Source organism: Tichowtungia aerotolerans, from assembly GCF_009905215.1.
Taxonomy (GTDB): domain Bacteria; phylum Verrucomicrobiota; class Kiritimatiellia; order Kiritimatiellales; family Tichowtungiaceae; genus Tichowtungia; species Tichowtungia aerotolerans.
Window position 1 is genome coordinate 2,679,992 of sequence record NZ_CP047593.1, and the last position, 26,637, is coordinate 2,706,628.

Here is a 26,637-nt window from a genome sequence, read left to right on the forward strand (position 1 = left end):
GGAGAATGATTAGTTTGCTGGTTCTTGCGCTTGCCGGAATGTCCGGGGCAGAACTTTCATTCGCGCCGGTTTTTAATGAGGGGGCCGTGCTGCAGTGCGATATGCCGGTTAATGTGTGGGGAACCGCCGATCCGGGAGCGACGGTTACGGTTTCATTTGCCGGACAGACGCAAAGCGCTGTTGCCGATTCTTCCAGGCATTGGAACATTGTGCTGGGCCCGATGTCCGCTTCTTCCGAACCTCGGAAACTGGCCGTCGTGTCCTCCATCGACGACCAGAAATCCTCAATCGACAATGTTGTTGTCGGTGAAGTCTGGCTGGCAACAGGACAGTCCAACATGGTGATGCCACTTCGCAATTCCACAGGTGGCGATGAACGGCTTAAAATGACCATTCCGGAAATTCGTTTTATGAAAGTGCCGCAGCAGACCGGTATTCCCCCGAAGCCGATGAACGCAGAACAGCTGGCATGGGACACGTTCCGTCCGGGGCCGAACGGCAAGGTGGCTGCGGTGGCTTTTTTCTTCGCCGAATATCTGCAGAAAAACATTGGTGGAACCGTGGGGATTCTTCAGTGCTCCTATGGTGGAACGCCCTGTCAGGCATGGACTCCATTGTGGGCATTGGATGAAAAACCGGAACTGAAATATTATGCGGATATTTTTCGAAAGGGATGTGAGTCCGGAAAGAGTACAGACGAGTCTCAGGCTGAGATTCGCAATTGCTATGCCCAGAATCAAAAATGGAATGAGTGGCACAAAAACCAGCAGGGCCCTCGTCCCGAGCCGCCGCATCGGCCCTCCGCTGATAACCTGTGTTTTCAGCAGGCTCCGGTTGTTTTGTACGAGAACATGACCAAGGCCATCATTCCGTACACTGCGCGTGGTGTCATCTGGTATCAGGGTGAGGGCAATGCCGGGAATCCGGAAGAGTATAAAGTGCTCTTCCCAACGATGATTGAGGCTTGGCGCAGCGCCTGGAATCGCCCGGATTTGCCGTTCTATTTTGTTCAGCTGGCGGCCTGCGATCATCCGGTTTGCGACTGGCCCGGTCTGCGCGCCGCCCAGACCTTTACGCGAGATACGGTTTCAAATACCGGTATGGCGCTGGCGATTGACAAGGGGGAGGAAAAGGATATTCACCCGCGCGCCAAACAGCCGGTCGGTGAGCGTCTGGCCCGTCTGGCGCTGGCAAATGTGTATGGGCAGGATGTTGTCAGTCGCGGCCCGGCTGTCCAGACAGTGGAAAAAAATGGCACAAATGTTCAGGTGGTTTTCCAATATTCGGAAAAAGGACTGCAGACTTCGGACGGTCAGTCCGATGTGCCCGGGTTTGAAGTCGCGGGCGCTGATGGAGACTATCAGCCGGCCACTGCAAGGATTGTTTCCAAAGACACTGTGGAACTGGGCTGTGCCGGAGCCGGTGAGCAGGAGTCGGTTCGCTATGCGTGGCATAATTGGATCGAACCGCCCGTTACACTGCAGAACAGCGCCGGCCTGCCGGCAGAGCCGTTTTCTGCAAAACTTGATTAGGAAGAGGGGATTACAGAACAGAAATTTGATGAAAATAATGGCAGCCGGAGCCGGAAAATCACTCACATCGACAACTGCATCGGGAAAATATTTTGTTCAAGGGAACAACGCGGCCTGATGGGAACACGATTGTGGGTTTTCTCGCAGAATACGGCGAGCACCTCGGTTCGCACCGCCTGATCCGCAAGGCGGACAGCTGTTCAATCTGAAGTCAGATTTGTATGAGCGAAAGAATTTTTGGTACAGTGTTGAACTCCGCAGGGAAGGTGCCGATGACGGAGGCGCTTCTGCGCGAAGCGTCTACCGATGATCGTGTGTGCGGAGCATAAGAAATGGAGAGGGAATCAATGTTGAACAAGACGATTTGTATTTTGAGCGTACTGGCACAGTTTGCCTGTGCGGAACTGGGGTTTGCTCCGGTTTTTAATGACGGCGCCGTGTTGCAATGCGAGATGCCGGTGAATATTTGGGGAACCGCTGATCCGGGAGCGACTGTCACGGTTTCATTTGCCGGGCAAACAAAAACAGCTGTCGCCGACTCTTCCAAACATTGGAAAATTGTGTTGGACCCGATGTCCGCTTCTTCCGAACCTCGGGAACTTTCAGTCCTCTCTTCAGTCGGGAATCAAAAATCGTCAATCGACAATGTTGTCGTCGGTGAAGTCTGGCTGGCATCCGGGCAGTCGAACATGGCGTTCGGGCTGGGCGGCGATAAGCAGGGGGCGAAGTGGACGGCGAAGACACTTCCGGAACTTCACTATATTCTGGTTCCCCGCAAAACCGGAATCCCGGTTGAGCGCGATTACACGTCAAAGGAGCTGGCCTGGAAGAGTTTCAAGCCGGGACAGAGCGGTCCTATGTCTGCCGTTGCCTTTTATTTTGCAAAAGAGATCAAGGATGCAACCGGACGGCAGGTTGGAATTATCCAGAGTGCGGCGGCCGGCACTCCGATTCAGGCATGGACGCCGATCTCGGCACTGGATGCTCATCCCAGGCTGAAACCTTTTGCCGACAATATTCGTGCGGGGATTGCCCGCGGCCGGAGTAAGGAGGTTTGCCTGGCGGAAGTCGAGGCGGATCATCAGTGGTATCTTGCAAATCGGGAATGGCAGAAAACGAAAGAGGGACCGCAGCCCGTCCGGTCTAAGGTGAAAGCCGGCAACCCGTGGTTTCATCGCTCGCCGACAGTGCTCTACAAAAACATGATCGAACCGCTGACCCAATATACGGTTCGTGGCATCCTTTGGTATCAGGGTGAAAACAATATCGGCAATCCCCCCGAATATCAGGTGATGTTTCCGGCCATGATTGAAGCCTGGCGCAGCGCGTGGAACCGGCCGGATCTGCCGTTCCTTTTTGTGCAGTTGCCGGGGTGGAGCTCGCCCGCTCCCTGGGCTGAATTCCGCGCGGCGCAGGCTGTGGCACGTGAAACGCTCGGCAATGTCGGCATGGCCGTTGCGATTGATTGTGGCGAAAAGAACGACATCCATCCCAAAAACAAGCAGCCGGTGGGAGAGCGTCTCGCGCGTCTCGCGCTGGCCGACGTATACGGGCAGGATGTGGTCAGCCGCGGTCCGCTTTTTCAAACCTTGAAGAAAGTTTCCGGCCGGATACAGGTTGTTTTCCAATGTTCTGGAAATGGACTGAAAACCTCTGATGGAAAAGCGGACTTACCCGGCTTCGAGGTCGCCGGAGTCGACGGAGTTTATCATGCGGCGCTGGCACATATTGTCGGGAAAGACACGGTTGATCTGGTCTGTTCCGATGTTCGGAAGCCGGTTTCTGTGCGGTATGCATGGGCCAGCTGGATCGAGCCGCCGGTGACGCTTCAGAACAGCGCCGGACTTCCTGCGGAACCATTTCAAGGTGATCTGTAAACATGAAGAGGGGGATCTCGAAGATATCTGTTTGTTTACTGGCCTGTCTCTCAGGACTTGTTTCTGACGCTGCCGACGCAAAGCGTAAGCAAATGTCGGCGGATGAGCTGCGCCGGCATATCCTCGAAACGCGGTCCGCTCCGTTGACGAATCTGAATGTCCGGACAGTACTGAATGTTTGCGATTTCGGCGCGGTTCCAGATGACGGCAGGGATGATCGTCCGGCTATTGCTGCCGTGGTCTCGAGAGCTCGTTCTCTGAAAGGTCCGGTTCAGGTTCGTTTTGATCCGGGACGGTATGATATCCAGGCGGCGACCGAATCGTTTGACGATGGACGGAGAGAAAATTCGGCAGTCTGCCTGCAGGATTGCAGCGAATTGCTGATCGACGGTGCCGGGGCTGAACTTCTGATTCATCGACCGGACATATCCGTTTTTCGCATAGACAATTCCACAAATCTGATTATTCGGAATTTTACGATCGATTACGATCCGCTGCCGTTTTCGCAAGGTACAATCGAGTCGGTGGATGCTGCTTCCGGCAGCTTTATTCTGAAGCTGAATGACGGATTCCCCCGGCCCGATGCCCCGTTTTTTAAGAGCTGTGATTCCTGGGGGATGCTGAAAGATGCGACTCGTCCGGGTCGATTGAAGGCGAACTGTCCGTCGTTTTTTGTGTATCAGGATATTGTCAGTATTGACGATGAGCATTTTCGGATGGTTCTGAAGAACGCGGCTCAAATCAGGAGCTTTGCGGTTGGAGATTCTTTCGCAATTGTTGGGCGATCGGCCAGTATTGGTTTATATCAGGATTCGGATAATATTACTTTTGATCATATTACAGCCTACGCCTGTCCCAGTCCTGTGTTTATCGGGGAAGAAACCTCTCGCCTCAATGTACTGAACTGCAGGATGGAGCTGAAGGGGAACCGCCTGTTGTCCAACGGTGGCGGCGGTGTGATTTGTCAGGCCTCACGAATCGGGCCATGGGTGGAAAACTGTGATTTCGAAGGTCTGTCGGATGACTGTCTGAATATTTATGGACTCCCGATTTATATTCTTGAACAGCTGTCTCCGACCGCGCTGAGAGTGTACGCGAAGGCTGCGATACATGCCGGTGACCGTCTGGTGTTTTTTAATCCGGATGAAGGCAAGGTTATTCAGGACACGACGGTCATTTCTTTTTTCGATAATACACTGGTTGTGAGTGATCCGGTTGGTTCTCTGAACATTGTTCCGCCCGGTACGGAACGGCCCCGGGGCGATCCGCGAGCATGGAAAATCTATGATCATGCTTATAATCTGAACGCCGTAGGAAACTATTATGTTTATCGCAACAATGTCATGCATGACGGTCGACGGTTCGGAACCCTGTTGAGAGCCAGTCAGGGGTTGATTGAGAATAATCGGTTCGAGGGACTTTCTCATTCCGGAATATGCATTGAGAATGAACCCGGCTGGCCGGAGGGGTTCTGGGCTCAGAATCTGATCGTCAGCAGCAATCGGATTACAGAGTGCGGTTATATCGGAAGTAATCCTTCCGTTCGCATCGCCGGATTGAAGCTGAACGGGATTATGGATGCCCCGATACAGAAAAATATTTACATTCTCGATAATAAATTCCATGCCGTGTCTGGCCCGGCGGCGGATCTCAACGGAGTTGAGGGCCTTGTCATTGAACGCAATGTTTTTGGGAGTGAGTCGGCAACCGGTCCGCTGGTTGTCGGAGAAAATATCACTGGATTATCAATTCGCGGAAATGCCGGAGAATCCCGGTTCCGGTTTCAGTAAGTTTCGTATGAGGGAGGAGATTATGAAGAAGTATCCCGGATTTAAACAGGCTCAGCCGATTTGGCCGATAGGAATTGAAACGGAAAAAAATATCCATGTCGGGTTTCGTGCAGTTTTTTCTGTGGTTGAAAAAACTGCCAGCGTTACCTTGCACCTGACTGGGTCGACCATCTATCGGGTATTCCTGAACGGGAAATTTATTCAGCACGGTCCGGCCCGCGGGCCGCACGGGTATTTTCGGGTGGATGAACTGGATTTATCTGGACGGCTTGTCGCGGGCGTCAATCTGTTGGCGATCGAGGCGGTCGGCTATAACTGCAACAGTTTTGCCTATCTCAATCAAATGTCATTTCTGCAGGCAGAGCTGACTGTCGACGGGGAAGTCGCGGCGGCAACCGGGGGAGCGGGGTTTGATACGCTTCGTCTGTCGGATCGCATCCAGAAGGTTGAGCGTTACAGTTTTCAGCGCCCATATATCGAAGCCTATGCATTGACTCCCGGATGGGATGCATGGCGCACAGCGGTTGATTTCCGGGCGGAATCTGTTGCCTGTGCTGTTTCAGAAAAAAAGAAACTGCTGTCGCGCGGAGTGGCTGTTTCTGATTTCCAGACCTTGGAAACTTTGTCGGTCATTTCTTCCGGTACAGTTTCGTACCGGGAAAAGCCGGTTGACCGTTCCGTTTACTGGTGGATGAGCGATCCGCGCTATGAAAATCTGGGATCTTTCCTTCCGGAGCAGTTTGAGCGCGATCTGCTGCAGGTCTGGCAGGCCTGTGACTGTACCGGCGGGGACGGTGGCCGATGGGAAATTCTCGATCTCGGCAGCAACCGTTCCGGGTTTGTACGGTTGAGTATTCAGTGTGTGGAACCGGTGCGTGTTATTGCTGCTTTTGATGAGCTGCTGATCAATGACGACATTGACCTCTCGCGCAACACGTCTCTCAATTTTGTCTATTATGAGCTTCAGCCGGGCGAATACGCCCTCGAATCTGTGGAGCCTTACACATTTCGCTATCTGAAAATTCTGCTGCTCGATGGCGAGGCCGAAATCAAAGCCGCAGGCATCCGGGAGTACGTCAACCCCGAAGCGGAATATCGTTTAGAGAGCGGTGATCCGGATCTCGTCAAACTGTTCGAAGCCGGCCGACAGACGTTCCGGCAGAATGCGGTCGATATCTATATGGACTGTCCCGGACGTGAACGTGCCGGCTGGCTGTGTGACAGCTTTTTTACCGGCCGCGCCGAAGAGCTGCTGTGCGGCAGCTCGAAGATCGAACGCAATTTTCTGGAAAACTATCTGTTGCCCGAATCGTTCGGCGATGTTCCGCAGGGCATGCTGCCGATGTGCTACCCTTCCGAGCATCTCGGCGGCAGGCATATTCCGCAGTGGGTCATGTGGCTTGTTCTGGAGCTGGAAGAATATCTGGAGCGAACCGGCGACCGTGACATGATTGACCGTTTTGAACCGAAAGTGGCCGGCATTCTTGGGTATCTGGAGGGTTTTGAAAATTCCGACGGGATGCTCGAAAAACTGCCGTCCTGGAACTTTATCGAATGGTCGAAAGCCAATCAGTTGACCGAAGATGTCAATTATCCGACTAATATGCTCTATGCCCGCATGCTTGAAAGCGCAGCCCGTCTCTACGGTCGTGATGAGCTGGCGGGAAAAGCGGCGTTAATTCATGAGACGGTCCGGCAGCAGTCGTTTAACGGAACGTTTTTTGTCGACAACTCCGTGCGTGATGAGAACGGTGTATTAAAGCCCTCCGGCGAATGCACCGAGGTCTGTCAATACTATGCCTTTTTCTGCGGGACAGCGACCCCGGATGAATTTTCCAGTCTTTGGAACATTCTGCTGGAGCAGTTCGGCCCCAACCGCAGGGCGGGCGGAGAATACGATTTTGTGTATCCTGCCAATGCCTTCATCGGCTACTATCTGCGTATGGATCTGTTGTCTCGATTTGGAGAGGGGCGACGGCTGATTGACGAAATGAAACGTTATTTTATCGGAATGACGGATCGAACCGGAACTCTTTGGGAACGCGATGATGAACGCTCCAGCTGCAATCATGGATTTGCGTCCTTCATCTGTGTTTTGATTGCCCGGCATGTTGCTGACGCGATGTGAGTCTTTGTTTTGAAACATGTTTTGCCAGAGTGTATATTAGACAATCATGGCTGTGCATATTTTTTATATGTTTCTAATTCTGGTCTGTGCAGTATTGCCTGTGCAGGCGAAGCTGATTGCACACTATAATTTTTCAGACGGCGACCTGCTGGATAATGAAGTCGGAGAAGCATATGCGCTTCATGCTGTGCAGGCAAATGATGCGTCTTTGCAGAGTGTTCGACTGAATGCGGTGGAAGGTACGGCGGTTTTCCCGGGTGGAACTCAGGTCCAGTCATGGTTGGAGGCTGCCGGTCCCGGTGCGCTGAAGGCATACACTGTATCTTTCTGGTTTCGTACGGACCGGGCTTTTCTTGGATTTCCGCATCTGGACTTTTTTTCATCCCATACAGATCCGGCTCCGGAGAAACAGGGGATTTTGGTTCCTGTAAGGGATTGCCGCGGGACACGGATTGGCACGAAGCGTCTTCCTGACTGGCCGGGTAAACGGGTACACGCGGGTGGAATCTGGCATCATGCAGTACTGCGGCGTGTAAATGAAACCGGTCGAACGGAAATCTATTGCACATCACAGGATGAAGCCGTTGGACATCCGGTCATCGAGGCCGCCGGTGTGCCTTCCTGTCTGAATGAGATCGTGTTGGGCCTCAATCGAGGAAAAGATGTTCGTTATCGGGTTGAAATGGCTAATGTCAAAATTTTTGATGATGCTGACATTTCGGTCGATGAACTGTTTGCTGAGGGACCGCAGACGTGGACTGCAAATGATCTTTCTTTTTTTTCAATTCAGCAGATGTTGAAAAAAATGGATCGAGAAGCGGAGTGCCTGCGCGAGGAGCTTTCACTTCTTCCGATTTATGATGATTCATTGCAGCTGGATGCGTATGGATATCACAGCAGTTATCTGCCTGCGCTGGATACTGTTCCGGATGAGCCTCGATGGACCATTGAACTGTCGTCTGAGCTGCCCTTTAACTTTTTGGAACTTTACCTGATTCCGGCAGCGGACCGCCGGACGCCGAATAGGCCGGGATACGGATTTCCTCTGCGGTTTCGGATTGTCAGTTTTGACCAGAATGACGAACAAACTGTGCTGGCAGATTGGCGCGACAGCGATTATCCGGACCCGGACCGGTTTCCCGCCCGGTTTCCCGGAACGGATTCTTCCCTGAAACGTATTGTATTGGAAGTGTATCGCGGGCAGGTCGAGGGGGGACTGGAGTATTTTGCTTTGGATGAACTGTTTGTTTCTGCCCGTTACTTCATCAGCGAAGTTCTGAACGTTACGGCGTCTTCCAGTTTTGAGTCTCCTCCGTTCTGGAGTTCCGGTTTTTTAAATGATCAGAAAACCGGTTATGGGCTGCCGGTGCTGCGAAGTTCCCGTGAGGCTTATGTCGCTGAAGATTTCATCAGGCGCTTTCCTATGTCATTCGACGGTCCCTATATTGTTGATCTGGATTTGAAGACCAACAGACAGATCGATTTGGTCGTACTTTATCCGGCTCAGCCTCCAGAGGGAATTGTGGTTCCGGGATTTGGCTTTCCGGAGTCTGTTCAGATTGAAACATTTGTAGAGTCATCAGCCGGGGAACGGGTTCCCATAGAAACATTTCTTAAGTCCAGCCTGCCGAACCCCGGCAACAATGTGCTGCGGTTCCATGGTCACTCAAAGATGATTCGATGGATTCGGTTTGTGTTTGATCAGCTGCCTTTTCATGAAGGAAAGCAGACTTTTGCCATGGGTGAGATCGGGCTTCGGGGTCTGACCGAATCCTATGGAAAAGATGCTGTCGTGAAGGTCAGTGGATCGGATACGGATTCGTATCTCCTGACGGACGGACTGTCGGACGGTGCCGAAATTATTCCGATGATTCAGTGGCTGGATGGTTTGGGGCGGCGCAGTTCGTTGAGCCGACGGTTGGGAAAAGTTGAAGCACTACAGCAAATGCTGGAATCCCGAAAAGAAATTTACCAGAGAGCGCTGTTATGGACCGTGCTGGTGTTGTTCATCTGTTCACTGACAGCGGTTGCGCTGAATGCCATTATCCAGAAGCGGCGGCATGCCCGGCGGCTTCGACAGCAGATAGCAACGGATCTCCATGATGATATTGGCAGCCGCATGAGCGCGATTTCCCTGGCAACAACATATTTATGCAAAGTGTCAGAGGACCCTAAGGTTCATGAGAGAAGCGGTAAAATTGAACGAATTGCCGGTGAGATGCAGTCTTCACTGGCGGATGTCCTCTGGTTTACCAATTCGGAAACCGATTCATTGCGCCAGATGGTAGGGAAGCTGCTGGATGTGAGTGAATTGCGCATTCCGCCTGAACAGCTCTGTATTGAGGTTACGTCGCTTAAACAGATTCCTGAGTCTTCCGTTGCTGTTCAGTTTAAACGGGACCTGCTGTTTTTGTTTAAGGAGATTGTGAACAATGCGGCGAAGCATTCGGATGCTTCGCAGATAAAAGTCGCCATTCAATGGAAAAGGCCAGTGCTCTGCATTACTGTCAGTGATAACGGTAAAGGTTTTTCCGTGGATGAGGAGTTGCGGCGACAGCACAGGCGGCCGCATCTCGGCCTTAACAGCATGCAGCGCCGGGCAAGTCGCCTTGGAGCAAAACTGAATATAGAATCAGCGCCGGGAGAGGGTACTGTAGTAACCGTTCGTGTGAGGACCTGAATGATATGGCGGAAAAATTGACATCTGTTTCCCTGTGGATTATCGAAGACAATCCTGACTACCGTCGGGAATTGACCGATTTGTTGGAGCTGGTCGATACGATTGAATGCACGGGGTCTTTTGCCAGCTATGACGAAGTGCGGGAGCTATTTGATGAGCTGGAACTTCCGGAAATTATTCTGCTTGATTTGAACCTGCCGGGAACAAATGGCCTGCAGGCCATTTCTGAATTGCGGAGGCTGTCCCCGGCTTCGCAGGTGATTGTTATAACTGTTGCGGATCATCGCAAAACGGTGTTTGATGCGCTGCGTGCCGGAGCGGCGGGGTATTTGCTGAAAAGCGAGCCGTTTGATGGAATTGTTCAGCATATTCATGAGGTCGTATCTGGAGGCATTCCGTTGAGCAGTGCTGTGACACCTTTTGTGCTCGATTCACTGAAAATCATGCCTGCTTCCAAAACGGAAAAAAATCTTTCTGATCGGGAGTCTGAGATTTTAGAAATGCTGGCGGATGGCGCCAGTCGCGGAGAAATCGCTTCCTGCTTATCAATTGCTACAACAACCGTGGATTATCATTTGCGCAGTGTGTACAGCAAGCTGGGGGTTCATTCCACATCGGGTGCTGTAGGGAAGGCGTTTCGCCTCGGACTTCTTAAATAGTTTGCCTCTGACTCACTACAAGATGTTGTAGTAAGAACTACAATCCTCATAGATTGTTAGCTTGTAATTCCTATGTTCCAATATCACACGGTTGAGCTGAGTGTTTCAGTCTTGCAGAAAAAGAAAACCAAGGAGTAGGGATGAGAGTGACAAAACGGTTTGCCGGTGTATTTGTGTTTCTGATCATCGTTTCCGCGGAGGCGGTTCAGATTGTGACGGACCTTGGGCAGAAGGCTGAGCTGGGAGTGACCGAAGGCTATGGCGGGGGGCTTGATCCCGCATCATGGGTGGTGGATTACGCATCTACCAATTTCACGTTTGTTTATGATATCTCTGGGCTTGGAGTCGGTGCCGAATCTCTTGAAATTTTTGTAAACAGCCTGAACGGAGAAACCCTCACGGGTGGAGGGCAGAACGGGATCGCCGTGAATGGAGGAACCAGTGCTCTGTGGTGGGAACTCGGGGAAGATTTGGCTTTTGATGTGGTAATCCGGGATGCGACATCGGAAGATGTTACTTCAGACTTTCTGATAGATCTGACTGGAGTTTGTTTGCGTTGGGTTGTTGCAGGAACTGCCACAATTTCTGGAACAACAGTCACGAATACTTTGGGATCGATGGTGCCAATCGATCTGCCTGATGGAGAAACAAATGAGGTTTCATTCACGGCTGCGCGTCTTGAAGCAGGAATGGCTCAGTTCGCACAGTTACAGTTTGATATTGTGAACCCAAATGCGTCGATCGTGGTCGATGCGGACTACCTGAATGACTCGTATCAGAGTAACGGAAGCTTTGAGTTTGATGAAAACGGAGATCAAATTGCAGCAAATGTTGAGGATAGTCTTGGATTCTGGCAAGGAGGAACGAATGTCGTGAGCTCCTTGTCCGGAATTTCCAAGGATATCGAGAAATCATATACGACTGCAGGCGCAACAGATGGGAGCATTTCTTTGGAGATTGGGGCGCGCAATGCCGACGGAGCACTGAACAGGGGCTCGGTCCTGAACACAAAATATAAAGTTCAATTTTCTGACAGCGGGATGTTCAATCTGAGTTTTGATTTTTTCAACGCCAGCGGCTGGGATGCTGATGATACGGTTGAAGTAGCACTGTTTACGTCTGACAACAATACCGTGGGGACTGCGCTGGGAACCGGTACGTTAACCGAGATCTGGTCCGGAAGTTTTACGAAAGGAGTATCGACTGCTTCCTGGACGAATATTGTTTTAGCGGGGATTGGTTCTGTTGAATCCGCCAGTGTGGGTAAAGAGCTGTTCATTGCATTTTCGAGTGGTACGGCTGTCGGCGGCGAGATTGCACGCATTGATAATGTTCAGCTGTCAGTCCTTCCGTCTCCGCCGATGCCGGTTGTTGCGAATTTCGGAACTGATTCGTCTCTGAATACACAGGGTTTTTCCGATGGTGTTGCGCCATCGGCACTGCCGGACGGAACAACGACCAACTATGCCTATTCTTTCGATATTTCCAATAGAGGGCTTGGCGGGGCAGCAACGCTTGAGGTGGACATGGTGTCTCAGAACGGAGCGACCGTTCGCACGGGTGGTCCGTTTGGGGTTACCGTGACCGGAGGAGGCAATGACCTGTGGTGGGATGCCGGCGAAGGTTTCGACTTTGCGGTTCGTGTGCTGGATGCATCAAATAAGGATATTACTTCATTTTTTACAGTGGATTTGACCGGTTTTTCTGTTCGCTGGCGGGACGCAAATGGGGATGCCAATGACTCAACAAAGGTCACGGCAACAGTGGCGGGTGAAAGCTTTGACGCTCCGGCAACCACAGCTGTAGCCATCTTGCCTTATAGCCTTGCGGAAGGGGACGTCGCTGAGACTTCGTTCAGTGCTTTCCGGACGGGGACAAATGACGTCTGTCAGCTTGCGCAGCTTAAGGTGATGATTGCTCTCAAAGACAGTGTGCCGGTACCGTTTGCGGTTCTGGGAGAGCCTTTCAGTCTGATGATTAATGGCGACTTCACATCGGTGGCGAATCCGACTCCGGATGACGGTGGGCCGGCTTGGCCGGTTGCCGGTTCCCTGAGTGATTGGTATGGATACTATGGACGCAGTGCTGAGGTGGTCGGCTGGTCCCATTATTATGACGATCCGAATAATCTGGCGTCTGAAATCGGAACGGTGAATGCCGATGACGATAACAGCATCTATACGCTGGATGGAACAGATAAGCTCAGTACAGGTATCAATATTACATCAGGTCTTATTACCCTGAATTCTTCAATGGGTTATCGCAATGGCATGATGCAGAGTCTTGACGGAATAACGATCAACCCGGATCTGACCTATGTCTTCTCCGTTGACGCATTCCTGAATCCGTCTGATCCGAAAGATAACGACTCCACAACCTTCAGTGCTGCGATTATATCCGGTGCGGACGGCTCAAACTGGGAAGATGCTGTTTCGTCTTCGGTGATCCAGCTTTCAGCAACCAATCTTCCCGATGCGGAGGGTGTCGATGTTCAGACAGTTACAGTCAACGGATCGGATCTGGCAGGCGGACCTTTGCATGTTGTTTTCGAGTCGGTGAATACGGAGGCGATTCCCAGCTTCCCGAATGTCAGTTCGAGTGATGTAAACAATGCTGACAATGTATCGCAATTGTTTGTCGGCACCGTTTCCTTGACGTTTATTCCGCTTGCCGGAGATTTGAACCGGGACGGTTTTATAACGCAGGATGATGTGTCTCTTGCCACCATGTATCTGGCCGGTAATGGCGGTGATGATGCCGCAGCACGCCAGAATGCTATGATTGAACTGGGATATTCCGCAGCGGAAGCGTTGGATTATCTGAACCTGTCCGATTTTGATGTCGACGGCAATAACGTCTTTGATTCTGACGACGTTGCTGCTCTCGATCTGTTGGCGCGGCCGTTCGTTCAGGCATCTATGAACGGAGGCATAATGGATCTGTCATGGAACGGTGTCCCGGGAAAAGTCTATGATGTTGAATCCTGCACGAATCTGCCGGTTTCGGAAGATGCACGCTATTTCCGGGTGATTGAAAGATAACAGAAATGGATCTGCTCAGTTCTCCGTAAATCTGGAGAGCTGAGCGGCCAGGTTTGAATATTGGACAGGATCAGATTGTGAGAAGAGAAAAAAAAGCAGCCCGGCGGATACCCCGGCGGGATTTTATAAAATGTGTTGCCGGGGCCGGCGGCGCAGCCATGCTGCCACAGGCTTTCGCGGCTCTGGAAAAACGCCGGCCGAACGTGGTGTTTGTTTTTGCAGACCAGTGGCGCGCCTCCGCGATGGGATATGCCGGGGATCCCAATGTCAAGACCCCGAATTTTGACCGGTTGGCGGCAGAGAGTTTTAATTTTAAAAATGCGGTTTCAGTCTGTCCTGTGTGCAGTCCGGCGCGGGCGTCGATGATTACGGGACAGTATCCGTTGAAACACGGGGTGTTTGTTAATGATGTTTATCTTGAGCAGGATGGGCCTTCGATTGCCGATTGTTTTAATCTTGCCGGATATAATACCGGCTATATAGGAAAGTGGCACCTGGATGGGCATGGGCGCAGTGCATTTATCCCGAAAGACAGGCGGCAGGGTTTTCAGTTCTGGCAGGCTTTGGAATGTTCTCACAATTATAATGCTTCTGAATATTATGATAATGAGGATCCGGAAATAAAAATGTGGAAGGGTTATGATGCATATGATCAGACCACTCACGCCATAGAGTACATCCAAAGTAACCGCGGAAATCCGTTTGTACTGTTTTTGTCATGGGGACCGCCTCATGCTCCGTATATGACGGCCCCTGAAAAGTTTCAAAAAATGTATGATTGGGCAAAACTGGAATTGCTGCCCAATGTGCCGGAGTCGGATAAGTTTATTCGCCCTGCAGGGTCGGACGAATATGCCCGCATGGACCCGGTGGAACGGACCCGATGGATCATGGCTGGTTATTATGCCCATTGCAGTGCTCTGGATGCCTGTGTAGGCAGGTTGCAGACCGCTATTCGTGATGCGGGGCTGGAAGAGGATACCATTTTTGTTTTTACGTCTGACCATGGCGACATGCTTGGTTCGCACGGTCTCTGGAAAAAACAGTGGCCGTATGATGAATCTGCCTGTGTTCCGTTTCTTCTGAAGTATCCAGGATTTGGGAAAAGCGGACGGGCGGTTAAGACGCCAATCAATACGCCCGATATTATGCCGACGCTGCTGGACCTGTGCGGAATTCAGTCACCATCTTCCGTTCAGGGTAAAAGTCGTGTGCGGGAAATGAACGGCAGGGAGATTCCGGAGGAGGCTGTGCTGATCGCCAATGTTCATTCGTTCGGGCAGTGGAATGCTGCCCGCGGCGGAAAGGAGTGGCGCGGGGTGCGGACTGCCCGGTACACCTATGTGCGGGATTTGCGCGGGCCATGGCTGCTGTTTGACAATGATAAGGATCCTTATCAGATGAATAATCTGATAGGGAATCCTGAATCGGTGCCGCTGCAGAAACGTTTCGAGGAGCTCTTGCAGAGAAAGCTGGCAGAAACGGATGACCGTTTTCTTTGCGGGATGGACTACATTGACCAGTGGGGATATGTAGTCGATGAATCGGGGACTGTTCCGTATTTGAGATAATATGGCGGTGATCCTGAAGATGTTTTTAAGGAGAAATTCAGAATGAATCGAATAAAGCATGCTGCGGTATGTCTGGGCTGTGCAGCTCTTTCTGTAAATTCGTTCGGCAGCGAAGTTTATTCCCGGCCAAATGTATTGTTTATTGTGGTTGATGATCTGGGATGGCGGGATCTGGGGTGTTATGGGAGTACGTTTTATGAAAGTCCGCATATCGATGCATTGGCTTCATCTTCAATGTTGTTTACGGATGCGTATGCTGCAAACCCAACCTGTTCTCCGACGCGTTCCAGTATCCTGACCGGTCAGTACCCTGTACGTACCGGGTTTACCGCTCCTTCCGGACATCAGAAAGGCGTTCATCTTCACGCTCCCAGAGCAAAGCATCTGCCGGATGTTCGCGCCGTGAGCCCGAGTTCTGTTAATTTCCTGTCGCCGGACTATTACACGTTGAGCGAGGCATTTCAGGACGCCGGTTATTCCACGGCATTTCTGGGAAAATGGCATTTGGGCAGTGCTCCGCATTTCCCGGAAGAGCATGGGTTTGAATTTGTTGTCGGCGGCCGCGAGCATGCGGGACCGCCGGGCAGGGACGGGACCAGAAAGTTTTTTCCGCCTTGGAGTGCAGATACGCTTCCGGACGATATTTCGCCGGATACACATATTGATGACTATCTTGCCGATCGCGCAGTGGAATATATCGACAGTCATAGTCATGAGCCGTTTTTCATGTGTTTCTGGACCTATAATGTCCATGCCCCGATCCAGTCAAAACCTGAACTGGTTGAGAAATGGAGGAAAAAGGCGGGTTTAAATAACCCTCAGCACGGACCCACTATGGCGGCAATGATTGAGGTGATGGACGAGAGTGTTGGACGGGTTCTGGATGCGTTGGAAAACAACGGAATTGCTGACAACACTATTGTTATTTTTACTTCTGATAACGGCGGCAACATGTACAACACGGCAGACGGGACCGCCGCAACCAACAATGAGCCTCTGCGTTCCGGAAAGGGTAATAATTACGAGGGTGGGGTGCGCATTCCGCTGATTGTGCGGTGGCCCGGGGTTACGCTGCCCGGTTCCGTCAGCCATTCGGTGGTTTCAACGGTGGATCATTATCCTGCATTGCTCGAAATGGTCGGGCTTCCGTTGCGGCCCAAAGATCATATAGATGGTGTCAGTTATGTTGCCGCACTGAAAGGGGAGCCGTTCGAACGGGAAGCTCTGATCTGCGATTGGTCACATCACATTTGTCAGACTCACAATCTTCCGAATACATCAATCCGGGAAGGAAACTGGAAACTGCTTCGTTTTTGGTTTGATAATCCGGACGGTTCACACCGATACGAACTTTACAACCTCGCTGATGACATCGGGGAGTCCCGGGACCAGTCTGCGTCCTTTCCGGAACGGGTGCAGGCGATGTCGGAAAAACTTGACGCTTTTTATGAGCAAAGCGGCGCTTTAAAACCGCTGAAAAACCCGGCCTATAACGGACGGACCATTGATGTCTGGGGGTACGATGAAAAGGGCGATGGACATGTCTCTGAAAGTGCCATGGTTTTGAAGGCCGAATGCCCCGGCTTTACGGTTTCGACCCGTTGTGTCCCGTGGGCTGAAAGCTGTGCGGTTTTTGAGTTCGAGGCTCGTTCCCGAAACCAGGCCTCGGTCAATATTCAATGGAAATCCAGAACTGAAGATCAGTTTGACGCATCGCGCAGCAGGGATGTGGCGGTTCCTGAGAACTGGAAAACGTTCCGTGTTCAGATGGATTATCAAAGTGTTTTGAGAGGTTTGCGGATTGTTTTTGAAAAACCGGGGGACCTGCTTGAAATTCGGAACGCCCGGATGTTGAGTCCCGACGGAACGCAGATGATGTCATATGAATTTCGTTAAGAGCTTCCCTTGGGACAGTTTCCTGTGCAGATATGGCGTAGTGAATCTTCCACGTATTTGAATAGGAAGCGGTTGGTCTTGCCAGCTTGCTGTACCAGCACAGAAAAGGACCGCATCGATAGAGATCAAAAAGACGGCGGGAGATACCACGAAAGAGATTATCGAAATTGTGCTGGATCACCGGGAACCGGTAGACGGTCTCGCCGGCCGGAGCCCAAAGGTCGGCCAGCGGAAGAACGACGTTTGCGGAAAACCAAAAGAAAAGTACGAAAGATTTTGGACACTATCCATGCTCAGGAGAAGAGCGGAAGCAGCCTTGGAGAAGCAGAAGTTCGATGGCATGAAGCTGCACAAGTTGGCTGAAAACGTCCAGGAATGCGTTGGGAAGATGTTGAGTTGCTCCAGAGGAGCTCCGCATTCGATTTCCCGCAAATGACATGAACAAAAAAATAACCCCGTCAATCAACGGGGTTATGGTGTAAGAAAAAGAGGCTTGAGCTTATTTCTTTTTCTTGGCGAATCCAATGATGATCCCGATCAGTGCGAGCGCTGCAACAGCGATGCCGCCGATTACGGCAGGGGAGAGCCCTGTGCTTTCCGCGACTACCGGCTCTTCGACAACCTCTTCAACCACAACAGGGGCGGCGTTTGTTTCAGGCTCCGGTGGCGGAGGCGGAGGTTCTTCTTCGAGTGTAATCATCGGACGCAGGTCGTTGCTGTCGAGGGTGACCGTCTGCGGGAGATACCCTTCCTTGGTCAGTTCAACTGAAACCGGTTTTTCGATAAGCTGTTCAACCGGAGTGGTGCCGATTGATTTGCCGTTCATGGTCACCTTTGCTCCGGACGGTGAGCTGGTGATCATTACGTATGGCATGGCTTCCAGATTGACTGTAGCCAGCTGGGATTTTGCTTCAACGGTAAAGGACTCTTCATAGTAACGGTCTGCTTTAACCGTGAAGCTGGTTTTTTCTGCAATTTTAACTTTGGCGGAACCTTTTCCAATCGATTTGTTGTCGCCAGCCATGAAGATCTCAGCAGAGGCCGGGGTGGCTTTGATTTCAATAACCGGAAGCGGATTCAGCTCTACAGACATTTTATAAGACATTTCATGCGTTTGCGCAGGAGTCAGACTGACGGTTTTGCTGAAGTAACCATCTTTGCGGAATTCAAAGGTGCGCGGCTTGGAAATTTCTTCGGTCATCGGTGCTTTGGAAACGAAAGAACCGTTTTCGTAGATTTCGACGTTGTCCTGTGCGGTGGACACGGTGATGAGAGGACGATGCTTCAGCTCAAAGATCTGCGGATTTTGCGTTTCGAGACTGATGGTGACATTCTGGTCGTAGTAGTCTTTTTTCTTAATGACATAATCGCGGGCTTCATCAACCAATACCTCAACGTCCATAGGAGTGTCACCTGCGAGCTTTCCGGAATCAGCCTCATAAATTTCGGCACTGGGTTTGGTGTAAACCAGAACAGGCTGGGGGCGGAGTTCAAAGAACAGGTCTTCCGGGGAGTCGTAATTCAGCACGATCGATTCGGTATAGAACTTGTCCAGACGAATTTCGAGCTCTTTGTCCAGCAGGAACACGTATGTTTGGAAAGGAGTGACGCCAATCGGATCTTCTTCACCGGCTTTGAATACCGGTGCGCCTTCCGGCGAACTGTTGATGGTAACTGGAGCAGTAAAGGGAATCCATCCGCTGACAGTCAGGGTGATGGCCAGCGTTAAAATCAGGTTCGCAATTCGGAAAGCATTTTTCTTTGTCATCATAGTCTCCTTACGTCTTTGTAAAACATACATGAGACATATACTGCAAACAAACAGGGAAAGTCAAACTATGAGAAATCTAATAAAAGAGATCTTGATACAGTTACTTCCTTCGATACTTGTTTAGAACCAGCGCAATGATCATCAGCAGTCCGCCGCCAAACAACCGCAGCCAGTTTGCTTTTTTGTGGAAAATCAGCACAGAAACCAGAATGCCGATCGGAATTTTTAGGTTGTTGAACACGGCAGGACTACCGGCGCTGGTGCGTCGGGCAATCCGGCAGTGCTGCCATTGTTCGACGATAAAAATATGTCCGAATGCGAAGCAGAGATTGGCAGCCTGCATCAGCGTGATGCCGATCCGCGGCTCCTCGGATCCAGGCTGCCTGTATTTAATAATGATTCCGCCGGCCACCGCCGGCAGTACCGAAAACAAGGATTGCGGAGCAAAGCGGTTTTCAAAAAAATCGTTGGTCAGGGTAACATAAATCGGCGTAAAGACGGTAACCAGCGCGTCTTCGTAGTCTTGATCAGTCCGAAAGAAAATGCCCGGAGCAGCCAGACGAGAAAGTGGTCGAGTATACTATTTTACGATTTGCAGAATGGATTTGAATGCCGGATCTTTTGCATCGCCCAGCAGTTCAAATAAAATGGATTCGGTTCCGATGGTTCGGACTCCTTCGTGTTCCATGCGTTTCAGGGCCATCTTTTTATTTTCCGGGTCGCGAGATGAAACTGCGTCGGCAACCACATACACCTTATGACCGCTTTCCATCAGCTGCAGAGCGGTCTGGTAGACACAGACATGGGTTTCGATGCCGCAAAGGATCACCTGTTTGCGTCCGGCTTTTTCCAATGCCTGGAAAAACTCCGGTTCGCCACAGCATCCGAAGGCGCTCTTTGCTATTGGCGGTTCTGTGATGAATTCCTGAAATTCTTCGCGGGTGGGGCCTAGTTTTTCCGGAATTTGTTCGGTCACCAGAACCGGCAGGTCCAGCGCTTTCATTCCTGCGAGCAGGCGGTGGAGGTTTTTGAACAGCTTTTCGGAGCCGTCGACCACTTCCGAGAGTTTTCCCTGCACATCAATAAAAACCAGTATGGCGTTGTCTCTTTTAAGCATGTGATTCCTCGATTCGTAAAATTCAAAGACACTATACGCGAGTCGGTTGGCTCTTCACCAGTTTCCAATGTTTGGAATTTATGACTGAAAAAACGCCTGAACAGCCGCTCATCACAATCAAATAGACCTAAAATAGCATATAAATAGAAAATAAATATTGAAACGAAAGCTAAAACAAAGGTATAAAGTAAGCGTTTTAAAATAAAAAGGAAAGGGGCGTCTATGGCGGCTGCTTTAACCGAACGAAAAAAGATGATTCTTGACCTGCTGACGGAAGACAGCAGGATCAGTGTGTCTGATTTGGCGAAGAAATTCGGCGTAACGATGGTTACGGCCCGCGCTGATCTCGTATCGCTTGAAGAAGAAGGCTTTATTGTTCGTACGCACGGTGGGGCGATGCCTGCCTTTCATCCGAAAATCATGGAGCGCATCCGCTCCAGAAAAGACATCAAAGCCGCCATGGCCCGCGCGGCCGCTCAGCTGATTAATGACGGCGATACGGTGATTATTACAGCCGGGACCACCACGGCACTGATTCCAAAATACCTTCTCGGTAAGCGCGATATTCACATTGTCACCAACAATACTCTTCTTTTGACCTATGTGCGCGCCAACCCGCAGTTGCGCGTAACGCTGGTCGGCGGAGAGTTTCTCCCTTCAGAAGAAGGAATGGTCGGTCCGCTCGCCCTGCAGGCCATTGCCCAGTTTCATGTGGCTAAGTCGTTTATCGGTGTGGATGGAGCATCTGTAAAGCAGGGCTTTACTGCCAATTCCGTGGAAAGTGCCGACTTTGTCCGCAAAATGGCCGATCAGGCCGATCAGGTGATCGCGGTTGCGGATTCCTCTAAATTTGGAACAGCCGGGTTTGCAAAGATTCTTCCATTTGAGCGGGTGAATACGCTCGTAACGGATTCCTTTCTGCACAGAGATTTTGAAGAGAAATTAATCGAAGCGAATGTAAATGTAATTAAGTCCTAAGGAGAAAATCAATGGCAACAGAAGTTTTAATGCCGAGACAGGGACAAAGTGTCGAGTCCTGTATTATCATCGGCTGGCATGTAAAAGAGGGGGATGTGGTCACGGAAGGCCAGTCGCTCTGTGAGGTTGAAACCGACAAAGCAACGTTTGAAGTTGAATCCCCGGCTGCAGGTACTGTGCTCGGAGTTTTTTATCCCGATGACGCTGATGTCGAGGTTTTGAAGGTGATCGCCGCGATCGGCGAGCCCGGCGAAGATATTTCTGCCATGCGTCCGGCTGATGCAGAAGCTGCTCCTGCCGCAGCTCCCGCCGAAGCGCCGAAAGCTGAGGAAAAACCCGCGCCGGCTCCTGCCGCTGCTCCGGCACCGGTTGCCGTTGCATCTTCCGCACCGACCGGCAAAGCCTCGCCGCGCGCCAAAAAACTGGCTGAACAGAAGGGCGTCGATGTTTCCGCTCTGGCCGGTACCGGACCGGAAGGTCGCGTGATTGAACGCGACGTTGCCGCCGCGCAGCCGGTCGCCATTACGCCTGCTGCCGCCGCGAAAGCCGCCGCTGAAGGTATCGAAATTCCAAGCATTGGAACCGGGCTTGGAGGACGCGTTACGCTGGCCGATCTGACTTCGGTTGCTCCGGAAGCGGTCGGCGAAGCCGTTGCCGCTATGGACTTCCCGGGCGCCGTTACCGAAATCCCGGTCAAAGGTGTTCGCAAAGTGGTTGCCGGTCGCATGCTGAATTCGCTGCAGACCACTGCTCAGCTGACGCTCAACTCGTCGGTCGACGCCCGCTCGATTCTCGGGTACCGTAAAAAATGCAAAGCCGCTCCGGAAGAAGCCGGTGTGGCTGGCATCACGATCAACGACGTGGTTCTTTATGCCGTTGTCAAAACGCTCATGGAGTTCCCGGAACTCAACGCTCACATGCTGGGCGACAAAATCGTGGAGTTCGGCAATGTCCATCTCGGAATGGCCGTCGATACGCCGCGCGGCCTGATGGTGCCGGTGATTCGTTACGCCAACGCCATGACGCTCAAGCAGCTCTCTGCCGAAGCCAAACGTCTGGCAAAAGCCTGTATAGAAGGTACGATCGATCCGGACGCGCTCACAGGCGGAACCTTTACGGTCACCAACCTTGGCGCCATGGGAATCGAAAGTTTTACGCCGGTGCTCAACGCCCCGGAAGTCGGAATCCTCGGTGTCTGCAATGTGCAGATGAAGCCGGTGATGAACAAAGAGGGCGGCGCAGACTTTGTTCCGCACATGGGACTGTCACTGACCTTCGATCACTGCGCAGCCGACGGCGCGCCGGCGGCCCGCTTCATCGCAAGCCTGCGCACCAAACTGGCTGCTTTTGAACTCACCCTCGCTGGCTAATCAAAGGAGAACATCATGGCTACAGAAGTTTTAATGCCGAGACAGGGCCAGAGTGTTGAGTCCTGCATCATTATCGGATGGAAAGTGAAAGAGGGCGATGTCGTCACTGCCGGTCAGGCGCTCTGTGAAGTGGAAACCGACAAAGCAACCTTCGAGGTCGAAGCTCCGGCTGCCGGTACCGTGCTGGGAATTTTCTATCCCGCCGACGCCGATGTGGAAGTGCTGAAAGTGATCGCCGCGATCGGTGAATCCGGTGAGGATATTTCCGCAATGCGTCCGGCGGATGCCGCGCCGGCAGCTCCGGCTGTGGAAGAGAAAAAGCCGGAGGCCGCTGCGCCGGCTCCTAAAAAAGAAGTTCCGAAGCCGGTTGCTTTGCAGCCTGCTGCGGATGGTGCTGAATACGATATCATTATCATCGGTGCAGGACCGGGCGGTTACGAAATGGCCGAAAAGGCCGGTCACCACGGAAAGAGAGTTCTGCTGATCGAGAAAGCGTTTCTTGGCGGTGTCTGTCTGAACTGGGGATGTATCCCGACCAAAACACTGCTCAACTCTGCCAAGCACTACGTACACGCTAAAGAGGCTCCGGAATTTGGAGTGAATGTCGGCGACGTCAGCTTTGATCTGAAAAAAGTGATGTCCTGGAAACAGGAAGTCATCGAAACGCTGCGTGGCGGGATCGCCGGGCAGATGAAACGCAGCAAGGTGACGGTTCTGAACGGTGAAGCCAAACTGCTCGGTTCCCGCAAGGTGGAAGTGGACGGCACGGTATATGAAGGTACCCATGTTGTAATCGCCACCGGCGGGTCTCCGTTTGTTCCGCCGATTCCGGGAGCGGATCAGCCGCATGTAATGACCAGTAAGGAAATCCTGAGTATCGAAGCGATGCCGAAATCACTGGTCGTGATCGGTGGCGGTGTCATCGGGATCGAGTTCGCCAGCTTCTTCAGCAGTCTCGGCGTCAAAGTGGACATCATCGAGATGCTCGACGAAATTATCCCGTTCATGGATCGCGGGCAGGCAAAACGCTTCCGCGCTGCGCTGAAGGGCAAAGTGGATTTCAACCTCGGCTGCCGCGTAACGGCGATCGATGGACACGACGTCAAATACGTGGACAAAAAAGGTGAAGAAAAATCGATCAATACGGATGTCGTGCTGATGTCGGTCGGCCGTGCGCCGAACCTGACGGGCATGGGCTTTGAGGAGGCCGGTCTCGACTTTGATCGCCGCGGAATTAAAACCGACGAGCAGATGCGCACGAACCTGCCGAACGTTTTTGCGATCGGTGATGTCACCGGTAAATCCCAGCTGGCGCATTCTGCCACACGCATGGGTGAAGTTGCTTTGAACACAATTCTCGGCCGTCCGGACCGCTTCCGTATGAATGCGATTCCGTGGGCGGTTTACTCCATGCCTGAAATCGCCGGATGCGGACTGACCGAAGATCAGGCCAAAGAAGCCGGTTTCGAAGTCGAAACCGCTTCGCTGCCGCTGATGATGAGCGGACGGTTCCTCGCCGAAAACGGCAAGAAAGGTCCCGGTCAGGTCATGGTGGTTAAGGATGCTGAAACCGATGTGCTTCTCGGAGTGCATATGTTCGGCGCCTACAGTTCGGAAATCATCTGGGGCGCAGCCGCAATGATCGAAGCCGAGCTGAGAATTGCCGATATCCAGGAAATTGTTTTCCCTCACCCGACGGTCGGGGAAGTCATTCGTTCAACCATGTTCCAGTTTTAAACAGAATTAAATCAGGAGAATTAAGATGCCAAAAAATCAAGTAGTGTGTCCCAAGGAAACCCGCAAGCCGGGCAAGATCACCTTCAAGCCGATTCCGGTTATGCAGTACAAGCCGGACTACAAAGAAGAGGTGAAAAAATACGGGAAAGCACGTCTGGTCAAAATGTACTACGACATGCTGATGATCCGTGAGTTCGAAACCATGCTTAACCAGATCAAGGTGCAGGGTTCCTACGAAGGAATGGAATACAACCATCCCGGACCGGCCCATCTTTCAATTGGTCAGGAAGCCGCAGCGGTTGGTCAGGCGGTCAACCTCGATACCGACGACTACATCTTCGGTTCCCACCGTTCGCACGGTGAAATTCTCGCTAAATGTCTGTCCGCTGTTTATCAGCTGGAAGACGAAAAGCTGAACTCCATCATGGGAGATTTTCTCGGGGGGTCCACACTCAGCGTGATCAAAGACGGCTCCCACGAAGACGTCAAAGATCTGGCTGAAGACTTCGTTCTCTACGGAACGCTGTCTGAAATTTTTGCCCGTCAGACCGGTTTCAACAAAGGTCTCGGCGGTTCGATGCACGCCTTCTTCATCCCGTTCGGTTCCATGCCCAACAACGCACTCGTCGGCGGTTCCGGTGATGTGTCGGTCGGTTCGGCTCTCTTCAAACTGATCAACCGCAAACCCGGTATCGTGATCGCCAATATTGGTGATGCATCGCTCGGTTGCGGCCCGGTCTGGGAAGGTTTCTGGATGGCTGCCATGGACCAGTACCGTGAGTTGTGGGACGGCGAATTCGGTTCTCCTCCGGTTCTGTTCAACATCATGAACAACCAGTACGGAATGGGTGGTCAGACCCGCGGTGAAACCATGGGGTATGACATGGTTGCCCGTATCGGTGCCGGTATCAACCCGGAACAGATGCACGCAGAACGTGTTGACGGTTACAACCCGCTGGCGGTTGCTGATGCCACTGAGCGTCAGAAGAAAAACCTGCTCGCAGGTAAAGGTCCGGCACTGCTCGACGTCGTGACCTACCGTCTGTCCGGTCACTCTCCGTCCGACGCGTCCTCCTACCGCACCAAAGAGGAAATGGAACTGTGGGAAAGCGTAGACTGCGTAGAATCCTTCGGTGAATATCTGTTCAGCAACAAAGCGCTGACCAAAAAACAGATGGCTGCGATGAAAGAAAAAGTGGTCGCCAAAGTCAGCAAAGCCATGAAACTGGCGATTGACCCGGCGGTTTCTCCGTACACCGACATCAGCCTCATCGAAGACGTGATGTACTCTAACGGCAAAGTCGAAAAATTCGACGACCGCGAGCCGGAAGTGCTCGAGAAAATGGAAGATAATGCCCGCGTGAAACAGCTGAAGCGCAAAGAGCGCTATGCGTTTGATGCGGACGGAAAACCGTTCTCGGCCAACAAGCTCTATACCTACCGTGACGGTATCTTTGAAGCGATGATCCACCGCTTCTACACCGACCCGACCATGGTTGCCTACGGTGAAGAAAACCGCGACTGGGGTGGAGCTTTCGCCTGCTACCGCGGACTGACCGAAGCCATCCCGTACCATCGCCTGTTCAACAGCCCGATTTCCGAAGGCGCCATCGTCGGCTCCGCCTGCGGATACGCCCTGAGCGGCGGTCGCGTCTGCGTTGAGTTGATGTACTGCGACTTCATGGGCCGTGCCGGTGATGAAATCTTCAACCAGATTTCCAAATGGCAGTCCATGTCCGCCGGCATCCTGAAAATGCCGCTGGTTCTGCGTGTTTCCGTCGGTAACAAATACGGCGCGCAGCACTCTCAGGACTGGAGTGCCATGGTTAACCACATTCCGGGACTCAAAGTGTACTACCCGGCGACAACCTGCGATGCCAAAGGTATGCTCAACCTCGCGCTGGCAGGAACCGATCCGGTTGTCTTCTTCGAATCGCAGAAAACCTACGGAATCGGCGAAATGTTCGAAAAAGACGGCGTTCCGGAAGGATACTACGAAACACCGGAAGGCGAACCGGCTGTGCGCATCCCGGGTAAAGACCTGACCATCATCACTGTTGGTCCGGTTCTCTACAGCGGTATGAAAGCGGTTGAAGAGCTGAAAGAAAAGTACGGCCTCGAAGCCGAACTGATCGACCTGCGCTTCATCAACCCGCTCAACTACGACAAGCTGGTTGAGTCCGTGAAGAAAACCGGTCGTGTTGTTCTTGCCTCCGACGCGGTTGAACGCGGAAGCGCCCTGCACAACATCGCCGACAACCTCACCACGCTCTGCTTCGACTACCTCGATGCACCGCCGGTCGTTATCGGTGCCAAAAACTGGATCTCTCCGGCGGCGGAAATGGAAAAAGATTACTACCCGCAGCCGAGCTGGATGATCGACGCAATCCATCAGCGGATTCTTCCGCTGCCGGGTCATGTGCCGACACACAACTACACCACCGGTGAGCTGCTTCGCATCACCCGCAAAGGTGTGTAACAACCAACTGC

Annotated in this window: 16 protein-coding genes and 1 pseudogene; 14 read left to right on the forward strand and 3 right to left on the reverse strand. The window is 52.1% G+C overall.

Annotation, left to right across the window (positions count from 1 at the left end; translation table 11 throughout):
* The first annotated feature begins 5 nt into the window (after positions 1-5).
* The 9 genes from GT409_RS10935 to GT409_RS10975 all read left to right on the forward strand — a co-directional run bounded on the left by GT409_RS10935 (position 6) and on the right by GT409_RS10975 (position 17,174).
* On the forward strand, positions 6-1,532 hold the full coding sequence (locus GT409_RS10935; protein ID WP_160629125.1) for a sialate O-acetylesterase: 1,527 nt from the start codon (positions 6-8) through the stop codon (positions 1,530-1,532).
* Positions 1,533-1,879: 347 nt separating this feature from the next.
* Positions 1,880-3,409 (forward strand): sialate O-acetylesterase, encoded by a 1,530-nt coding sequence (locus GT409_RS10940; protein WP_160629126.1) that lies wholly within the window; start codon positions 1,880-1,882, stop codon positions 3,407-3,409.
* A 92-nt stretch (positions 3,410-3,501) separates the two neighbouring features.
* Positions 3,502-5,199: a right-handed parallel beta-helix repeat-containing protein gene (locus GT409_RS10945; RefSeq protein WP_160629127.1), complete on the forward strand. Its 1,698-nt coding sequence runs from the start codon at positions 3,502-3,504 to the stop codon at positions 5,197-5,199.
* A gap of 22 nt (positions 5,200-5,221) precedes the next feature.
* A complete protein-coding gene (locus GT409_RS10950) occupies positions 5,222-7,327 on the forward strand; it encodes an alpha-L-rhamnosidase-related protein (RefSeq protein ID WP_160629128.1) in 2,106 nt (701 codons plus the stop codon).
* Positions 7,328-7,373: 46 nt separating this feature from the next.
* Positions 7,374-10,007 carry a sensor histidine kinase gene (locus GT409_RS10955; protein WP_160629129.1) on the forward strand — a complete coding sequence of 878 codons (2,634 nt, stop codon included), beginning with the start codon at positions 7,374-7,376 and terminating at the stop codon, positions 10,005-10,007.
* A gap of 5 nt (positions 10,008-10,012) precedes the next feature.
* On the forward strand, positions 10,013-10,666 hold the full coding sequence (locus tag GT409_RS10960) for a response regulator (RefSeq protein WP_160629130.1): 654 nt from the start codon (positions 10,013-10,015) through the stop codon (positions 10,664-10,666).
* 140 nt (positions 10,667-10,806) lie between these two features.
* The gene (locus tag GT409_RS10965; protein WP_160629131.1) at positions 10,807-13,707 is read left to right on the forward strand and encodes a hypothetical protein; all 2,901 of its coding nucleotides are present in this window, start codon (positions 10,807-10,809) and stop codon (positions 13,705-13,707) included.
* Between the two features lie 77 nt (positions 13,708-13,784).
* Complete coding sequence (locus GT409_RS10970; protein ID WP_233231534.1) at positions 13,785-15,278, forward strand: sulfatase family protein; 1,494 nt, start codon at positions 13,785-13,787, stop codon at positions 15,276-15,278.
* A 42-nt stretch (positions 15,279-15,320) separates the two neighbouring features.
* The gene (locus GT409_RS10975) at positions 15,321-17,174 is read left to right on the forward strand and encodes a sulfatase (RefSeq protein ID WP_160629132.1); all 1,854 of its coding nucleotides are present in this window, start codon (positions 15,321-15,323) and stop codon (positions 17,172-17,174) included.
* Between the two features lie 499 nt (positions 17,175-17,673).
* On the opposite strand, the gene GT409_RS10980 is transcribed toward GT409_RS10975, so the two are convergent.
* From GT409_RS10980 to GT409_RS10990, 3 genes are all read right to left on the reverse strand, one after another.
* Positions 17,674-18,945 (reverse strand): PEGA domain-containing protein, encoded by a 1,272-nt coding sequence (locus tag GT409_RS10980; protein WP_160629133.1) that lies wholly within the window; start codon positions 18,943-18,945, stop codon positions 17,674-17,676.
* A gap of 100 nt (positions 18,946-19,045) precedes the next feature.
* The gene (locus GT409_RS10985) at positions 19,046-19,378 is read right to left on the reverse strand and encodes a hypothetical protein (protein ID WP_160629134.1); all 333 of its coding nucleotides are present in this window, start codon (positions 19,376-19,378) and stop codon (positions 19,046-19,048) included.
* A 147-nt stretch (positions 19,379-19,525) separates the two neighbouring features.
* A complete protein-coding gene (locus GT409_RS10990; RefSeq protein ID WP_160629135.1) occupies positions 19,526-20,062 on the reverse strand; it encodes a hydrolase in 537 nt (178 codons plus the stop codon).
* A gap of 222 nt (positions 20,063-20,284) precedes the next feature.
* On the opposite strand from GT409_RS10990, the gene GT409_RS10995 reads away from it, so the two are divergent.
* From GT409_RS10995 to GT409_RS11010, 5 genes and pseudogenes are all read left to right on the forward strand, one after another.
* On the forward strand, positions 20,285-21,040 hold the full coding sequence (locus GT409_RS10995) for a DeoR/GlpR family DNA-binding transcription regulator (protein WP_160629136.1): 756 nt from the start codon (positions 20,285-20,287) through the stop codon (positions 21,038-21,040).
* Between the two features lie 11 nt (positions 21,041-21,051).
* Positions 21,052-22,410 (forward strand): dihydrolipoamide acetyltransferase family protein, encoded by a 1,359-nt coding sequence (locus tag GT409_RS11000; RefSeq protein ID WP_160629137.1) that lies wholly within the window; start codon positions 21,052-21,054, stop codon positions 22,408-22,410.
* Positions 22,411-22,443: 33 nt separating this feature from the next.
* A pseudogene (locus tag GT409_RS16155) lies at positions 22,444-22,641 on the forward strand (biotin/lipoyl-containing protein); the annotation flags it as partial.
* Positions 22,642-22,782: 141 nt separating this feature from the next.
* Positions 22,783-24,147 (forward strand): dihydrolipoyl dehydrogenase, encoded by a 1,365-nt coding sequence (gene lpdA, locus GT409_RS11005; protein WP_408647962.1) that lies wholly within the window; start codon positions 22,783-22,785, stop codon positions 24,145-24,147.
* Positions 24,148-24,172: 25 nt separating this feature from the next.
* Positions 24,173-26,626, forward strand: a complete 2,454-nt coding sequence (locus tag GT409_RS11010) for an alpha-ketoacid dehydrogenase subunit alpha/beta (RefSeq protein WP_160629139.1) — start codon at positions 24,173-24,175, stop codon at positions 26,624-26,626.
* Positions 26,627-26,637: the final 11 nt, after the last annotated feature.

What these genes read in the sequence shown, in the direction of transcription:
- GT409_RS11010 (WP_160629139.1), top strand. Translation starts at nt 24,173, where the DNA reads ATGCCAAAAAATCAAGTAGTGTGTCCCAAGGAAACCCGCAAGCCGGGC.
- GT409_RS10950 (WP_160629128.1), top strand. Translation starts at nt 5,222, where the DNA reads ATGAAGAAGTATCCCGGATTTAAACAGGCTCAGCCGATTTGGCCGATA.
- GT409_RS10960 (WP_160629130.1), top strand. Translation starts at nt 10,013, where the DNA reads ATGGCGGAAAAATTGACATCTGTTTCCCTGTGGATTATCGAAGACAAT.
- GT409_RS10955 (WP_160629129.1), top strand. Translation starts at nt 7,374, where the DNA reads ATGGCTGTGCATATTTTTTATATGTTTCTAATTCTGGTCTGTGCAGTA.
- GT409_RS10995 (WP_160629136.1), top strand. Translation starts at nt 20,285, where the DNA reads ATGGCGGCTGCTTTAACCGAACGAAAAAAGATGATTCTTGACCTGCTG.
- GT409_RS10945 (WP_160629127.1), top strand. Translation starts at nt 3,502, where the DNA reads ATGTCGGCGGATGAGCTGCGCCGGCATATCCTCGAAACGCGGTCCGCT.
- GT409_RS10990 (WP_160629135.1), bottom strand. Translation starts at nt 20,062, where the DNA reads ATGCTTAAAAGAGACAACGCCATACTGGTTTTTATTGATGTGCAGGGA.
- GT409_RS11000 (WP_160629137.1), top strand. Translation starts at nt 21,052, where the DNA reads ATGGCAACAGAAGTTTTAATGCCGAGACAGGGACAAAGTGTCGAGTCC.
- GT409_RS10940 (WP_160629126.1), top strand. Translation starts at nt 1,880, where the DNA reads ATGTTGAACAAGACGATTTGTATTTTGAGCGTACTGGCACAGTTTGCC.
- GT409_RS10975 (WP_160629132.1), top strand. Translation starts at nt 15,321, where the DNA reads ATGAATCGAATAAAGCATGCTGCGGTATGTCTGGGCTGTGCAGCTCTT.
- GT409_RS10965 (WP_160629131.1), top strand. Translation starts at nt 10,807, where the DNA reads ATGAGAGTGACAAAACGGTTTGCCGGTGTATTTGTGTTTCTGATCATC.
- GT409_RS10980 (WP_160629133.1), bottom strand. Translation starts at nt 18,945, where the DNA reads ATGATGACAAAGAAAAATGCTTTCCGAATTGCGAACCTGATTTTAACG.
- GT409_RS10935 (WP_160629125.1), top strand. Translation starts at nt 6, where the DNA reads ATGATTAGTTTGCTGGTTCTTGCGCTTGCCGGAATGTCCGGGGCAGAA.